The sequence below is a fragment of the Paenibacillus koleovorans NBRC 103111 genome, assembly GCF_004000845.1.
Lineage (GTDB): Bacteria > Bacillota > Bacilli > Paenibacillales > NBRC-103111 > Paenibacillus_AA > Paenibacillus_AA koleovorans.
In genome coordinates this window covers 1-13453 of record NZ_BIMA01000072.1, presented here as the reverse complement: position 1 = coordinate 13453, position 13453 = coordinate 1, and the positions used below count along the sequence as shown (strand labels likewise).

Below are 13453 nucleotides of genomic sequence, written 5' to 3'. Positions count from 1 at the left end.
CACATCCCATGTGGGTTTGAAGGCTTCTTCCGCCTATCCCTCTCCCTACTCGCGCTTCATATCCTTCGGCAGCAGCACTTCGGCGTCTGCCGGCATCAATTCCTCGCTCGTCGCCGCCACTTCATGACGGGCATCCTTCCAGGCGCGCACTTCCTCGCTTACGCTGCTGGCCACTTCCTTCGCCTTCTGCACCCAGTCCCCCGTATGCGAGGACACTTGCTTCACGATGCCTTGCGTGCGGTTGCTCACTTCCGACGCGATCTGCTGCGTTTTCTCGCTCACGTTCGACACTTGCTCCGACAAGTCGGCGCGCAGCTCCTTGCCGGATTTCGGAGCGAGCAGCAATGCCGTGATGGCTCCCAGTACACTCCCGATTACAGCGCCTACCAGAAAATCTTTCCCTCTTCCACCCGATTCAGAGTTAGACATGCGAATCATCCCTTTCCATCGTAGGTTTGGGTTGTATCGTCTTATCCTGCTTGCGCTGCTGCCACTTTTGCCACACCTGTACGCCCCATGCCGCCCACTCGATCGCATCAGAGACGCGTGTCTGCCGAGTTTCCACCGATTGGCCGGCCTTCCGGACGGATTGCGAAACCGTTGCCGAAACCTGCTTGACGGAGCTCGTCACTTGCGCTACCGATTCACCCACTTGACCGATCGACTGGAACAACGAGTCTAGCGACTTCATTTTCCCATGCACGTCTTCCGTCACTTGCTGTGCGGCTTGCATGACCTTTACCGTCTGTGAGGACATGTCTTCCAGCTTGAGCTCCATACGCTCCAAGGTCTGGTTCATCTGCTTCATGGAAGCGCGGGCGGTCTGCAGTGCGGCTATTGCATAACCGACCAACGCGATAAATGCGACTGCGATGCAAGCGACGCTAATTTGCCAAATCATTCGCTTCCCCTCATTTCGGCGGTTTCGATACTCGGTTGTCAATCGTACAGTTTCCATTGGTTCTAGACGAATGCCCATTTCTTACTTCCATTATAAGTCGCGGGCGCCCATTTTGACACAACTCCCGGCAAAAAAACAGCCCCTCGCTCAGAAAGGGGCATGAATATCCGCTACCGCGCGAGCCAGCGTCTCCTCGAAGCCGGGCAGCTCGCAGTCGAGCCGGTCGCCTTCGTATTGGGAGGCAGCATGCTCTTAGCACCGGGTAGCCGTCCGCCTTCAGCCGCTGCTGCTGCTTGTCGCAAGCTCACTCATCGTCGTTCACCTGTTCTAACGCGGTCGGAACGCCGTCTGGATATAAGTTCTCGGCGCTGCGTTCCTTGTTCACCTTGCGGTATTGATTCGGCGACACGTTCACAACGCCCTTGAATGTGCGGTAGAAGGTCGATAAATTCTCATAGCCGACCTCGAAGCAGATAGTCACGATGTCTTTATCCGTCTCCATCAGCAGCTTTTGTGCCACCTGAACTCGCACCTCGGTCAAATATTGCGTCGGGGTCAACTGGTACCGGTCCTTGAATATTTGATTCACATGCCTCGTACTGAGCCCCAGCTTCGACCCCAGATCGACGGACTGCAAGGGCTCATAATAGTTCATGTCGATATAAGAGCGAACCCGCTCGGCCCGCAGCTGGTTGGAATCGTTGATCGGCGTAGGATGCTTGGAGCGCGCCAGCAGAAGCAGCAGCTCCAGCAAATAGACCCGCATCGCCCAATCGCCGAGCGTGTCGGAGCGGGACTGCTCGAACAGCATTTTGCGCAGCAGCTGCCGCGGCTCGCCGGAGGTGAAGCCGTTCAACTGAATATAGGTGGAGTGCGGGAAATACCGATCCAGCATTTCCATCCGCACCGGGCTGTCCAACTTCAGACTGTCGAAAGCCAAGACGAGCAGCGTTAATTTGTCATCGGAGGTGATCGAATGCAATGAATTCGGGACGAGGACGACGGCGTGATTCATTGTGAACTCGTATGTCTTGCCGTCCACCGTTATTTTCCCGTTCCCCTCCAGCGCAAACAGGACTTGGTGTACGGAATGATGGTGCGAATCGATCCGGTCGCCTTCTCGATGCTTGCTTTCGTATAAAGACACGCCGCTGTCCGGCAGCGCAATCGGCCGATGCTTCATCTCCCGCTCCCCTTCCTCGCTTGTACGCGCTTCCGCACGCTCTTCGTCCATTGTATGCCTAGCGCATCTACAATTCAAGCTTGGCCTCCCTGCGTTTGTGCTATAATACGGGTAACTCAATGGAAGAGGAGCGGAATCGGCAAATGAATCAGGAGCAAGGACTGGAGCAGTTGGAAGCGACGCGAATCGTTACGATTATACGCGGGGTCAAGGAGCAGCATATTCAAGCGGTGGCGGAAGCTCTGCTGGCGGGCGGGATCACGGTCATGGAGGTGACGCTCAATACGGAAGGCGCACCGGCTATGATTCGCTCGCTGCAGGAGACATACGGCGATCGTATGTACATAGGAGCGGGGACGGTGCTTGATCTGGCGGATGCCAGGCTGGCGATCGAGGCGGGGGCGTCATTCATCGTTACGCCTAACACGGACGAGGAAGTAATCCGGTACTGCGCGGAGCGGCGAGTGCCGATCTATCCAGGCGCATTGACGCCGACGGAGATTGTACGAGCATGGAAAGCGGGGGCAACGGCCGTCAAAATATTCCCTAGCGCAAGCCTGGGTATTACATATTTGAAAGAACTGCAAGGTCCGCTGAACCACATCCCCATGATCGCCGTAGGCGGGGTCAGCACGGACAACATCCAGGACTTCCTGCGCATCGGCTGTTACGCGGTCGGTATCGGCGGGTCGCTGATCAACTTGAAGGAAATCGAAGCGGGCAACTTCGGCTGGATCACGGAAAAAGCCTCCGCGTTGACCGAGCGGATCCGGCAGTACCGGCCGCAGTAGTCAAGCCCCATAACAAAAGGCGAGCCCTCGACGGGACTCGCCTTATTTGCCTTCCTCGCCTTCGACCGGCTGCTGAATGACGTATACGCATTTGCCGCCGCCCTTGGCCATACATTCCTTCTGCTCGACCTCCGCTTCCAGCAGCCGCTCGAACAGCTCCCGCTCGCAGCGGCAAGCCTGGTTGAACTGCCTGGCGACTTGCGAAATCGGACAATTGTACTCCTCGAGCACATATTCGCCGGCCTCGCCCCTCTGCCACTCCACCATATAACCGTTCGCATTCTGGATCTCTGCGAGGGCGGCTACCTTCTCTTCAAGCGGCTTCGCCTTCATGGCGGCGGCGTATTTGCTCGCCAGCTTGTCGCGACGCTTCTCGAACAGCCGGTCGATCCGCTCCTCGCCCTCGTCGTCCGACAGCTCGAGAAGCAAATCCAGCGCCAGCACATGGTAGTTCTTTGGAAACAGGTCGTCGGCGCGTTCGGTCAGCCGGTACACGTGCAAGGGCCGTCCCATCGGCTGGCGGACAAGCGTCGATTCGATCAGAGCGTCCCGCTCCAGTGTCTGCAGGTGGCGGCGCACCGCCATCTCCGTCACGCCGAGACGCTTCGCCATCTCGCTCACGTGCAGGGGGCCGGACGTCTTCAGCATCGTCAATATCGTTCTTCTCGTAGATGTATCTTGCTCCAATCGGCCCGCCCCCTCTCTGTACGACACGAATCAGCTCGTCCGGCCGAGCTCCCGTTCCATGAACCGGCGCACGCTGCTCTCGAATGCAGGCAGCAGCTGCGGAAGCCGGTCGACCAGTGGATGCAGCTCCCTTGCACTCCACGTCATATATTCCTGCACCAGAGGCCTGCGCAACCGGACCAGCTCGAGCAGCAGCTCGGCGTCCTGTTCCGCGAATACGCCCTCGACGCGCAAAATCTCGATAATGTCCTCGTAGCTGCTCGCATCCCGCAGCAGGAAGCCGTCGATAAGCAGGCTCCCTACATCGGTCACCAGCTCGATCGCCAGATGCAGCACACGCTCCTGGGCCAGCTTCGCCAAAAGCGACAGCTCGGCCGCTCCGCGGGAATCCTTGCGAATCGACGCGCAAGCGTCCGCGATGACCGGGATCATCGCCATCCGCAGTTCGATTTGTTCTTCGTTTACGTAATACATCGGCAAGCTCCTAATGGCTATTTCTTCATCCGTTTTTTCTTGCTCATCTTCGTCCACATGATCAGGACGATGAAAGTGATGACGACCACCATAACGAAGAACATGGCTTCGCCTACGTCCTTCATGTCGACCTTCGCGGCCAGCGGCAACCCGTACATATCGTTCTCCTCTACCTTTCGCGCTAGAAATCCGAAGCTCATCTATCCTCTTGTCCAGTTTATCCCCCGCGGCGCTTAGCGTCAAGGAACGTCCCGGTCGGGTAGAGCTCGCAGCAGGCGCACTCGAACAACTCATGCAAAAAAACCGCCCAGCTAGAGAGCTACCCCTCATCTGCCGGCGGTCCTTGCGCGTTTTTTTCACTGGTTCAATCGTTGTCCAGCACACCCATGCTCTCGATATGCTTCCGCGTTTCCTCGGTTCCCATCTCATGAATCAACCCGTAGATGTAATGAAGCCCCACATCGTAATCGTCCATCTTCTCATTGTCCGGCGACTCGTCCGACATGTAGTTGAACAATGTAGCGACCGAGTGGCTGTCCGCCTGCTGCCATTCGTCCATCGCTTCCTGCAGCCTCGATACTTGCTCATCCGTCGCCTCGATCTCGAACTCGAATGCAGCCGCTTCCTTATCCTCCAGCACATCCCCCGCCTGCACCGATACGTAATACGTTTTTTTCTGCACCTGCTTCTCCTCCTTGACGGAAATGACCTATCCATCTTTTCCCCCGAATGCGCTTCGCTTATACCTATTTGCACTCGATTCGTGTATAGTGGAAAGGGTGCCTGCTGCACCGACCGACTTGAATTAGAAAGGCAGGGATTCGCCGTGACCGGAGTATGGATTCTGCTCGGGATCATTACGATCGCGATTATCTGGATTTTTATCTACGCTCTGAATAAAGGGTACTCTCGTAAATGGGATGAATAAAAGCGGCCGACAGCTGGTCTATCCGGGTGCTTTGCAGCTCGTCCGAGGCATTCGCCTCTTGAATGATCTCGAGTTGATTGAAGCAGCGGCTCAGTTGCTTTAGCTTCTCTTCGGCATCGGGTCTGGATAGCGCCTGCCCCAGCTTTTTCCCTTTGTAGCCAATAAAATACGGCATCTTGATTCACCTTCCCGCCTAGAAAATCTTTAAAACGAATAGCGCACCTGCATCATTTCAGACGTAGCAAGTGTCCCATTTGTTACATAAAGGATTCGATGGAGGGTCTCATTTTGCGTCCGGCGGCCGGACATGCCATTCATTCCAGTTTGAGAACGATTGCCGCCCATTCTATTCGGTTGCTGAGCTTACGCTTTGCCAGTCCTCCGGCGTGTTCGCATTGCGAACGAATTCGACAGGGATACCGGCTCGGCTGAAGACGTCCTCTTCGAATTTTCGCCAACGAATCGCTTCTAATAAACTCATTACCCGCAAATGATCCTTTTGAAGCAGCTGCCTGATATTTTCTGCGACGGAAGTCCGGTATACCCCGTGCAGGGGATGCAATTTGCCTTCTACACTCGGGACGGCTGCCTCTAGTTCCGGATCCAGCTCCAGCTCTCGGAAGAGCAGACGGGCGGCATCCGCCGAAATATAAGGCATGTCGCAGCCGACGACCCACACCGGCGTTCTCGCGATCGTAAGCGCCGCCTCCATCCCGCCGAGCGGTCCTTTTCCTTTGAACCGGTCTTGGAGGATTTGCGCGTGCCCGCTCACGCTTTCGTACAGCTCCAGCTCATTGGTCACCAGGAGGATTTGTTCGCACAACGGCTGCATCAGCCGGATTTGGCGCGCCGCCATCATTTCTCCTCCGACTACGATGGTCCCTTTGGGCTGTCCGCCCATTCTTCTGTTTTGCCCGCCGGCCAAGATAACTCCGGTTACCATCCGCTCCACCCTCCGCTCCTATTCTATCGTCTCTATTATAGTAGGGTTGCGTCTTCCCGCTCAATGGCGGCGTGGATTCGGGCGGTCGCTGGATGAGATGTTCACTTGTCAGATAAGTCGAATTTCGTTACTATAAAGGGGATATGCACAGGGGTATGCCGGCATGAAACTAAATCTACAAGCTATCGTTTCGTTACCGCGCGTTCATATGAGGGAGGAAGAAACATGTCTAAGGCCAAAATGAGATCCGACATGATTAAAAGAGGCTTCGACCGCGCTCCGCACCGCAGCTTGCTGCGTGCCGCCGGCGTCCAGGAAGAAGATTTCGACAAGCCGTTTATCGCCGTTTGCAACTCTTACTTGGACATCGTTCCGGGTCATGTTCACTTGCAGGAATTCGGTAAAATCGTCAAAGAAGCGATTCGCGAAGCGGGCGGCGTTCCGTTCGAATTCAATACGATCGGCGTAGACGACGGGATCGCGATGGGCCACATCGGCATGCGCTATTCGCTCGCCAGCCGCGAGATTATCGCCGACTCCGTAGAGACCATGGTGAACGCCCACTGGTTCGACGGCATGATCTGTATTCCGAACTGCGACAAAATTACGCCAGGGATGATGATGGCTGCGCTACGCATCAACATTCCGACGATCTTTGTCAGCGGCGGTCCCATGAAAGCCGGACGTACGAGCGATGGCCGCGCCATCTCGCTTACTTCCGTCTTCGAGGGCGTAGGCGCCTACATGACCGGCAAAATCGACGAGAAGAGCCTGGATGAGCTTGAGCGTTACGGCTGCCCGACTTGCGGCTCCTGCTCCGGGATGTTCACCGCCAACTCGATGAACTGTCTGGCCGAGGTGCTCGGCTTGGCGCTGCCAGGCAACGGCACCATTCTCGCTGTCGCTCCGGAGCGCAGAGACTTCGTGCGACAATCCGCCAAGCAGCTCATGGAGCTGATCAAGCGCGATCTCAAGCCTTGCGACATCGTGACCAAGGACTCGATAGACAACGCATTTGCGCTTGATATGGCGATGGGTGGTTCGACCAATACGGTGCTGCACACATTGGCGCTCGCTCACGAAGCCGGTATCGAATACCCGATCGAACGCATCAATGAAGTCGCTAAGCGCGTTCCTTACTTGAGCAAGCTCGCCCCTGCTTCCGATCATCACATCGAGGATCTGCACAACGCGGGCGGCGTGAGCGCGATTATCAACGAGTTGTTCCGCAAAGAAGGCGCGCTAGTCGGCGAAGTGTTGACCGTATCCGGCAATACGCTTCGCGACAACGTGAGAGACGCCCGCATCACCGATTCTGCCGTTATTCGCTCCATTGAGGACCCGCATTCGAAGGAAGGCGGCCTGTCCGTTATGTTCGGGAACTTGGCGCCGGGCGGCTCGATCATCAAGGTCGGCGCGGTCGACAAGTCCGTCGGCGGCTACCACCGCGGCCCTGCGATCTGCTTCGACTCGCAGGAAGACGCGCTCTCCGGCATCGCGAACGGCAAGGTCAAGGAAGGCCACGTCGTCGTCATCCGCTACGAAGGGCCGAAGGGTGGCCCGGGGATGCCTGAGATGCTCGCTCCAACTTCGCAAATCGTGGGCATGGGTCTCGGCACCAAGGTCGGCTTGATCACGGACGGCCGGTTCTCCGGCGCTTCCCGCGGCATCTCGATCGGCCACGTCTCGCCGGAGGCGGCCGAGGGCGGCCCGATCGCCTTCGTCAATGACGGCGACATCATCGAGCTCGACATGAACAACCGCAAGATCACGCTTGAAGTGAGCGACGAAGAGCTGGAAGCTCGCCGCGCCGCTTGGGCCGGCTTCGAGCCGAAGATCAAGCGGGGCTACCTTGCGCGCTATTCGGCTCTCGTCACCAATGCGAGCAGCGGCGGCGTTATGAAGATGTAAGGAAGTGCAGAGCCCACCGGTATTGGCCGGTGGGCTCGTTTTCATCGGCGGCACCCTTGAGGGCCGGCGAAGCTTGGTTTTCGTTCCCCTACCGTATTCACCGCCAGCGAAGCAAAACTTCCTCCTATGACGAACGTATGCGTCACCTTTTTTCTCCACCCATCGATGTTGAACATCCTGCCCCTTGACTAAATCTGAGTGTGATGTCGATTTGGTTTTGATCGCCCTCTCCTCCGTTCTACTTTTTATTGAAATATGTGCAGGCAGAAGCAGGAATTTGTACATTTTTTACAGAAATTTGTTTAGAATTTGTTATCGTGCAGGAACCGCTGCACCCATGTCTAATGTTATAGTCGGGGTGAAATTATGCTAGTCTATGAGAACGAGTTTTTCACATTGACATCGGACGCGAGACATGTTTTGTACATAAAGGTCAGGAAACCCGGCTTTTCTGTTCTGCAATTTCCTGAAGTGCAGTCGGCCGTTCCCCGCATCGCCATTACTTCGGTTCTCTCGCTCCGCAAAGCGCTGGAGCAAGCTATTTCGTTGGAAACGGAAATCGGAACGTTGCGGGATCGGCTGGAGCTGCAAGTGACGAAGGACGGTATGCGCGCCATGCTGGCCATTCGCCTCACGGCGCAGGAGCTGGATCTCCAGCTTGCTGATGTCCGCACGGAGGCGCTGGACTTGCTGCAGCGTTCGGGCATCCAGGGCGTCTTGCCGGAGGCGCTCGACCGTGGATCGTCCGATGGGACGGAGCGGCTCGTTGCGCAGGGCAAGCTGCCTGTTCAAGGCCATGACGCGCAAGTTCGGTATTTCGAGCCCTCGTCGCGCCGACCGGATGTTCGGGAGGACGGTTCAGTCGATTTTCATCAGCTGAACTTCATTGACGAAGTGAATCCGGGCGACTGGCTCGGCGAAAAAATTGAAGCTACGGAGGGCGTCCCCGGCTGGAATGTGCGGGGAGAACCGCTGCCTGCGCCCAAAGGCAAGGACAAACCGCTTCCTTACGATCCTAAATCGGTGGAGGAAGTTCAGGAGCCGGGCAAAATCGTGCTTCGTGCGAAACGCAAGGGCGTCGTACAGCTTCAAGGCAAGACGGTTGGCGTAGACGATTTGCTCGTCATTCAAGGCGATGTCGGAACGGAAACCGGGGATATCGATTACGACGGCAGTGTCAAAATTCTTGGCACGATTTCAGACGGATATTCCGTCATTGCCACGAAACATCTCGCCATTCTGGGAAGCATCGGCGTCGGCGCGGCCCGGCTGATCAAATCCAAAACCGCCGATGTGCTGATTCATAGCGGCGTATTCGGACAAGGCAAAGCGGTCATCGAAGCGGAAACCAACGTGTATATGAAATGTGCGAGCGACTGTACGGTTACGGCCGGCGGCGATATCATCATCGAATCCTATGCGATTGGAAGTGTATTGAACGCCAATAACGTCGTACTGGACAAAGGCAAGGGCAAAATTATCGGCGGCAGCGTTTCGGCCCGCACTATGGTCGTCGCCGCCTACATCGGCAATGAACTGGAACGGCCGACCGCGATTCAGGTGGACGGTTTTAACCGCAACGCTCTGAAGCAAGAGCTGGATCAAGTGCTCCAGGAGTCCCAGAAGCTGCTTCAGCAGCTCGCATTTGTCCGCAAGGAAATGGATATTTACGAAATGAACTTCGACAAGCTCAAGCCCGAGGATAGGCAGAAGTATGTTGGGTATATGGCTAAGCAAGAGGTGCTCGTTCAGCAAGTGATCGTATTCGAAGAGAAACGCAAGCTGCTAATGGACGTCCTGCGTACTCGCGGTGAAGGAGAGGTTTCCATCTTCAAGAAAGTGTATCCGAAGACATCCCTCCAATTGAAACAGATCGAGAGACATATCGAACGCGAAACGGCCGGCACTTTCTATGTGAATCAGAACAAACTGTTTCTGGAGTAGCTTCTTGCGAGGAGGTGTATTGATATGATAGAAAATCCGGTTTATTTCTGGTACGAGGGTTTAACCCGGGCGGTTGATTTTTTCACTCAGAAGTTCAGCCAAGATCAGCTTGCAGAGTATTCTTTTGAATTCATGAACGAAATGCTTACGCTGCACGGCTCCGCTTTGTTTATCCGCGCTGCTGGGAACGGCGATTTCGTCATGACGCAGAAGCGCATCTACCTCCAAGAGCAGTATACGATTCCGGCATCCGACAATTTGAACCGTCTTGCCCAGCTGCGGGGGCATGTGATTCGTTCTCAATTTGACCAATACTTCCCGTTGGAGACGATCGAAGCGTTCCAGATTCGCATTGTCATCCCCCTCTTTATTGAGGATCAACTGTACGGCTTTCTTGTGTCCAATGGCAAAACGGTCGGCGAAATGAGCGATGACGATTATTTCATGGCCGGTACTCTGATGCGGCTCGTCAGCCATTCGCTGGAGAACAGCCACCGGCTTTTGGAGCTGCAACGGACGGCCAAGCTGTTGGATCATAAAATTTTTCAGCTGTTCGCGATCAATCAGAGCTCCAAGTCGCTGTTGTCCGAGCTTCAGCTCGATCCCCTGTACACGCTGGCGACCGAGCTGTTCAGCGAGCTGACCACGAGCCAGGTGACCTCCTTCGGGACGGTGGACACCGGGGAACAGATCGTGCGCATGCGAGGATACCGCAACGTCTATTCGCGTCATAAGCAGTATGTCGAATTGAAATTGACAGACACTTCGTATAACGGACCGATCGTGCTGCATGTGGAGCGAGACCGGGCAACGATCGAGCGGCTGTTCGACAATCCGGAGCAGCTGGACAAGCTGGACGCCCTCTATCTGGTGCTGCTGAAGCAGGATCGGATTGTCGGCGTCGTTACGTTGAGCGACCCGATTCAGACAGACGGTTACGACGAAGCGATGTTCGAGCTGGTGGAGTCGCTGGCGACATCGACTTACATCGCGGTCACCAACTGTATGTTGTTCGAGCAGTTGAAGCGCGAGAAGGAATTGACCCAGAAGAAGCTCGCGCTGCTCAGCTCTCTGAACAAGCTGACGCGGAACATGAACCGTTGCTCGACTCCGGAGGAAATCGTCTATTTTGCGCTGAAGACGCTGCAGCTTTCTTTCGGTATTGAGAAGGCTTGGATCGGGTTTAGGGAAAATGGTGCGGACACGGAAACGGATTTGGGGCTTGGGACGGTTCGGATCGCTCAAAGCGTTGGCGGTGCTTGGAACGGGATGGTTGTGGAGCGAAGCGAGCGTTGGCCGGACGGCGACGAGCCGGTCGTGCATTTTGCGGAGGACGGGCTGTCGCAGTATTTCGACGAGGTGGCTGTTGAGCGGTTCGGTGCTTCCAACGTGTTAGTTCTTTGCCCGCTGGTTGGCGATTCTTGGAGCAGCTTGAGTATCGGTGGTGCGGCGGAGGCCGCTCCCTTCGGCTTCTTGGCCGTCTTGGGCACGCAGGAGCCGCTTAATGAAGAGCAGCTCCTGCTCATCGACACCGTCGCGCGCAATATCTCGCCGGTTCTCGCCCAATTGACGGCGGCCACTCGTCTGCGGTCACTGTATGTGGAGGACCCGGCCTCGAAGCTGCGTCGATTGTTGGATGCGCGTTCCAGGGCACGCGTGGAGTTCGGGCTATCGTCGGACTACTTGTATGCCATGCGGTTGCGGACTAGCCCGTTCGATGAAGTCGCGGTTCCCGAGGCGTATGCGGAGCTGGAGCATGTCGTCGCAGACGGCGTCTTGTTCGTCTTCAGCTACGAGCCGCTAGGCGAGCCGCTGAAGCTGATCGCGCTGGACGCAACGGAAGCGGATGTGCGACAGGTAATGGCGGAAATGAAATTGTAATTGGGGTGGTGGTGGAAGGTCCTTACGCGTCAGCGCGATGGGCTTTCCTGTGTAGGGGCGGCCACGCGATCGTGCAACAATTCCGAATCGTGCGACTTTGGCCAAGCCCCTTGCATTTCGACGCGACGCCATTGTATAATGAGGAAGTCACTTTTTGAGGGGCCTTAGCTCAGCTGGGAGAGCGCATCGCTGGCAGCGATGAGGTCAGGGGTTCGATCCCCCTAGGCTCCATACAAAAGAAAGCCGCTAAACACAAGGGATTCCGGGTGTTTGGCGGTTTTTTCTATGCCCGAAACTGCGTTGTTTTTGGGTCGTGGTCACACGTTTGGTCACAGTGCCGATTTATTTGGAGTAAAATCGGGACTTTCGAGTGTTTTGAGATCACACCAGAGCATCATGTTTCTCGACAAAAAAGAAATCGCCTTGTCCTTTTTAATAAGGGCAAGGCGATTATTTTGTCTTGTTCAACACTTGGATGAAAGGCGGTCAGTAATGGGTGAAGATTATTGAATCGGCCTCAGCGATTCGATTTCTGCTTCAGAGAGTCCGCTGGCTTTTGCGACAATTCCAACATCCAATCCTAAGGAAAGCATGTTCTTGGCAATCTCGATAGCTTTTTTTCTCTCGCCCTTAACCAAGCCTTCAGACATTCCCTTTTCTGTTGCCCATTCAATCATGGAAGCCTCATCATGCAAGTATTTCTGCCGCTCCTCATATAAGCGGCGAGCCTCCCGATCCTGGCTTAGAAACTCTAGAGTATCCATTGCCTTTTTCAATGTGGGTTCGTTCATCTTCAGCACCTCCCAACTCGATTTGTCGGTTCCTTTCAGGAAGAGCAGCCAATTAACCAATCCGCCTTCCAGTGGCATGGCTTGATCGTCCAACTTAGTCAATTCCATGAAATGTACTTCGATATCATTAGACAATTCAAGGCCCGTATGATCTTCTCTCAAATGGAACACATTATGATAACGTTCATTCGGAATAAATGAGTAGTTCAAAATGTTGATGGTAACACATTTCTTCAGTTCCTTGTATGTCTACCCTTCCTGCAACTGACTGGAGTAGCGTTTGCTCCAGTAAAAAAGCGTCCGTTTTTCGATATCGTATTTATTGAAAAGCTGCATCTCGATATTAATCAGTTTTCCTTCAATCGTCTTTGCCCAACTCCATTTCTTCTTATTATACCATGCTTTCAGGAAGGTAAGACATGGCTGTACGTGTCCAGAGTTACACGAATGTCAGAATGGCCTAATATTTCCTTGACTACCTTAGGATTGATATTGCGACTTAACATTAATATGGCAACGGTATGTCGTAAATCATGAAAGCGAATTTTTGGAACTTCAGCCTTTAACCCCTACAATTCATAACCTCCTGCTCCCTCACTTCACAATTTGACAGGGTAAGAGTCAGCGATGTATCACATATTTTAGCTTAACTACATTGGTCACATTTTTGGTCACACTTTTTTTATTTCTGGAACGCCCGCGTAGGTATCAACGAGAACTCAATCAGGAAAAGTCTTATAAATTTAGTGGGGTTTCGTTCGGTTTACAGGCGTTCCAGAAGCCCATCCCTCCACTGGCAGCGATGAGGTCAGGGGTTCGATCCCCCTAGGCTCCACCAACATCACACACACAAACGGCAGAGATGCCGTTTTTTTATTTATACAGGCTAGAGTACAACTGGAACCAGAGAAAACCCAAATATTTGCACGTGAAAAAATAAGCAAGCATCACTTAGAGTCATGTCTAAGTGTTTGCCTGCTTATTTCCGTTTTTGGGCATTTGATCATGATGTTTATGTT

Annotated in this window: 14 protein-coding genes, 2 tRNA genes and 2 pseudogenes; 6 read left to right on the top strand and 12 right to left on the bottom strand. The window is 54.5% G+C overall.

The features are described 5' to 3' along the window. Nucleotides 1-45: 45 nt before the first annotated feature. From PKO02S_RS21130 to PKO02S_RS21120, 4 genes are all read right to left on the bottom strand, one after another. Complete coding sequence (locus tag PKO02S_RS21130; RefSeq protein WP_127585859.1) at nucleotides 46-429, bottom strand: YtxH domain-containing protein; 384 nt, start codon at nucleotides 427-429, stop codon at nucleotides 46-48. Beyond that, a complete protein-coding gene (locus PKO02S_RS21125; protein ID WP_164821591.1) occupies nucleotides 422-901 on the bottom strand; it encodes a DUF948 domain-containing protein in 480 nt (159 codons plus the stop codon). Before PKO02S_RS21125 ends, PKO02S_RS21130 begins: the two co-directional genes overlap by 8 nt. Before the next feature lie 170 nt (nucleotides 902-1071). Then, nucleotides 1072-1209 carry a hypothetical protein gene (locus PKO02S_RS32505; protein WP_164821590.1) on the bottom strand — a complete coding sequence of 46 codons (138 nt, stop codon included), beginning with the start codon at nucleotides 1207-1209 and terminating at the stop codon, nucleotides 1072-1074. Next, nucleotides 1206-2162, bottom strand: coding sequence for a helix-turn-helix domain-containing protein (locus PKO02S_RS21120; protein ID WP_246067160.1), 957 nt, complete (start codon nucleotides 2160-2162; stop codon nucleotides 1206-1208). Before PKO02S_RS21120 ends, PKO02S_RS32505 begins: the two co-directional genes overlap by 4 nt. A 65-nt stretch (nucleotides 2163-2227) precedes the next feature. Here PKO02S_RS21120 and PKO02S_RS21115 point away from each other — a divergent pair, with 65 nt between their 5' ends. Then, nucleotides 2228-2875 carry a bifunctional 4-hydroxy-2-oxoglutarate aldolase/2-dehydro-3-deoxy-phosphogluconate aldolase gene (locus PKO02S_RS21115; protein ID WP_127585855.1) on the top strand — a complete coding sequence of 216 codons (648 nt, stop codon included), beginning with the start codon at nucleotides 2228-2230 and terminating at the stop codon, nucleotides 2873-2875. Nucleotides 2876-2917: 42 nt separating this feature from the next. Here the strand turns inward: PKO02S_RS21115 and PKO02S_RS21110 are convergent, their stop codons facing one another. The 6 genes from PKO02S_RS21110 to mobA all read right to left on the bottom strand — a co-directional run bounded on the left by PKO02S_RS21110 (nucleotide 2918) and on the right by mobA (nucleotide 5907). After that, complete coding sequence (locus tag PKO02S_RS21110; RefSeq protein ID WP_127585853.1) at nucleotides 2918-3562, bottom strand: helix-turn-helix transcriptional regulator; 645 nt, start codon at nucleotides 3560-3562, stop codon at nucleotides 2918-2920. Between the two features lie 30 nt (nucleotides 3563-3592). Beyond that, a complete protein-coding gene (locus PKO02S_RS21105) occupies nucleotides 3593-4036 on the bottom strand; it encodes a DUF86 domain-containing protein (protein ID WP_127585851.1) in 444 nt (147 codons plus the stop codon). A 17-nt stretch (nucleotides 4037-4053) separates the two neighbouring features. After that, complete coding sequence (locus PKO02S_RS21100; RefSeq protein WP_127585849.1) at nucleotides 4054-4236, bottom strand: hypothetical protein; 183 nt, start codon at nucleotides 4234-4236, stop codon at nucleotides 4054-4056. 164 nt (nucleotides 4237-4400) lie between these two features. Continuing rightward, the gene (locus PKO02S_RS21095; RefSeq protein ID WP_246067159.1) at nucleotides 4401-4718 is read right to left on the bottom strand and encodes a hypothetical protein; all 318 of its coding nucleotides are present in this window, start codon (nucleotides 4716-4718) and stop codon (nucleotides 4401-4403) included. 199 nt (nucleotides 4719-4917) lie between these two features. Continuing rightward, nucleotides 4918-5139, bottom strand: a complete 222-nt coding sequence (locus PKO02S_RS21090; protein WP_127585845.1) for a hypothetical protein — start codon at nucleotides 5137-5139, stop codon at nucleotides 4918-4920. A 171-nt stretch (nucleotides 5140-5310) separates the two neighbouring features. Beyond that, the gene (mobA, locus tag PKO02S_RS21085) at nucleotides 5311-5907 is read right to left on the bottom strand and encodes a molybdenum cofactor guanylyltransferase (RefSeq protein ID WP_127585843.1); all 597 of its coding nucleotides are present in this window, start codon (nucleotides 5905-5907) and stop codon (nucleotides 5311-5313) included. A gap of 225 nt (nucleotides 5908-6132) precedes the next feature. On the opposite strand from mobA, the gene ilvD reads away from it, so the two are divergent. From ilvD to PKO02S_RS21065, 4 genes are all read left to right on the top strand, one after another. Then, nucleotides 6133-7818, top strand: coding sequence for a dihydroxy-acid dehydratase (ilvD, locus tag PKO02S_RS21080; protein WP_127585841.1), 1686 nt, complete (start codon nucleotides 6133-6135; stop codon nucleotides 7816-7818). A 366-nt stretch (nucleotides 7819-8184) separates the two neighbouring features. Then, on the top strand, nucleotides 8185-9762 hold the full coding sequence (locus tag PKO02S_RS21075) for a flagellar assembly protein A (protein ID WP_127585839.1): 1578 nt from the start codon (nucleotides 8185-8187) through the stop codon (nucleotides 9760-9762). 24 nt (nucleotides 9763-9786) lie between these two features. Further along, nucleotides 9787-11643 carry a GAF domain-containing protein gene (locus tag PKO02S_RS21070; protein ID WP_127585837.1) on the top strand — a complete coding sequence of 619 codons (1857 nt, stop codon included), beginning with the start codon at nucleotides 9787-9789 and terminating at the stop codon, nucleotides 11641-11643. Between the two features lie 158 nt (nucleotides 11644-11801). Beyond that, nucleotides 11802-11874, top strand: a tRNA-Ala gene (locus tag PKO02S_RS21065). 272 nt (nucleotides 11875-12146) lie between these two features. Here the strand turns inward: PKO02S_RS21065 and PKO02S_RS21060 are convergent. Both PKO02S_RS21060 and PKO02S_RS21055 read right to left on the bottom strand, forming a co-directional pair. Further along, nucleotides 12147-12806, bottom strand: a pseudogene (locus PKO02S_RS21060) (Rpn family recombination-promoting nuclease/putative transposase); the annotation flags it as partial. Between the two features lie 32 nt (nucleotides 12807-12838). Beyond that, nucleotides 12839-12997 (bottom strand): annotated as a pseudogene (locus PKO02S_RS21055) (tyrosine-type recombinase/integrase); the annotation flags it as partial. Between the two features lie 185 nt (nucleotides 12998-13182). On the opposite strand from PKO02S_RS21055, the gene PKO02S_RS32500 reads away from it, so the two are divergent. Then, a tRNA-OTHER gene (locus PKO02S_RS32500) sits at nucleotides 13183-13272 on the top strand. The last annotated feature ends 181 nt before the right edge of the window (nucleotides 13273-13453 follow it).

What these genes read in the sequence shown, in the direction of transcription:
- PKO02S_RS21100 (WP_127585849.1), bottom strand. Translation starts at nt 4,236, where the DNA reads ATGAGCTTCGGATTTCTAGCGCGAAAGGTAGAGGAGAACGATATGTAC.
- ilvD (WP_127585841.1), top strand. Translation starts at nt 6,133, where the DNA reads ATGTCTAAGGCCAAAATGAGATCCGACATGATTAAAAGAGGCTTCGAC.
- PKO02S_RS21075 (WP_127585839.1), top strand. Translation starts at nt 8,185, where the DNA reads ATGCTAGTCTATGAGAACGAGTTTTTCACATTGACATCGGACGCGAGA.
- PKO02S_RS21130 (WP_127585859.1), bottom strand. Translation starts at nt 429, where the DNA reads ATGTCTAACTCTGAATCGGGTGGAAGAGGGAAAGATTTTCTGGTAGGC.
- PKO02S_RS21090 (WP_127585845.1), bottom strand. Translation starts at nt 5,139, where the DNA reads ATGCCGTATTTTATTGGCTACAAAGGGAAAAAGCTGGGGCAGGCGCTA.
- PKO02S_RS21070 (WP_127585837.1), top strand. Translation starts at nt 9,787, where the DNA reads ATGATAGAAAATCCGGTTTATTTCTGGTACGAGGGTTTAACCCGGGCG.
- PKO02S_RS21115 (WP_127585855.1), top strand. Translation starts at nt 2,228, where the DNA reads ATGAATCAGGAGCAAGGACTGGAGCAGTTGGAAGCGACGCGAATCGTT.
- PKO02S_RS21125 (WP_164821591.1), bottom strand. Translation starts at nt 901, where the DNA reads ATGATTTGGCAAATTAGCGTCGCTTGCATCGCAGTCGCATTTATCGCG.
- PKO02S_RS21105 (WP_127585851.1), bottom strand. Translation starts at nt 4,036, where the DNA reads ATGTATTACGTAAACGAAGAACAAATCGAACTGCGGATGGCGATGATC.
- mobA (WP_127585843.1), bottom strand. Translation starts at nt 5,907, where the DNA reads ATGGTAACCGGAGTTATCTTGGCCGGCGGGCAAAACAGAAGAATGGGC.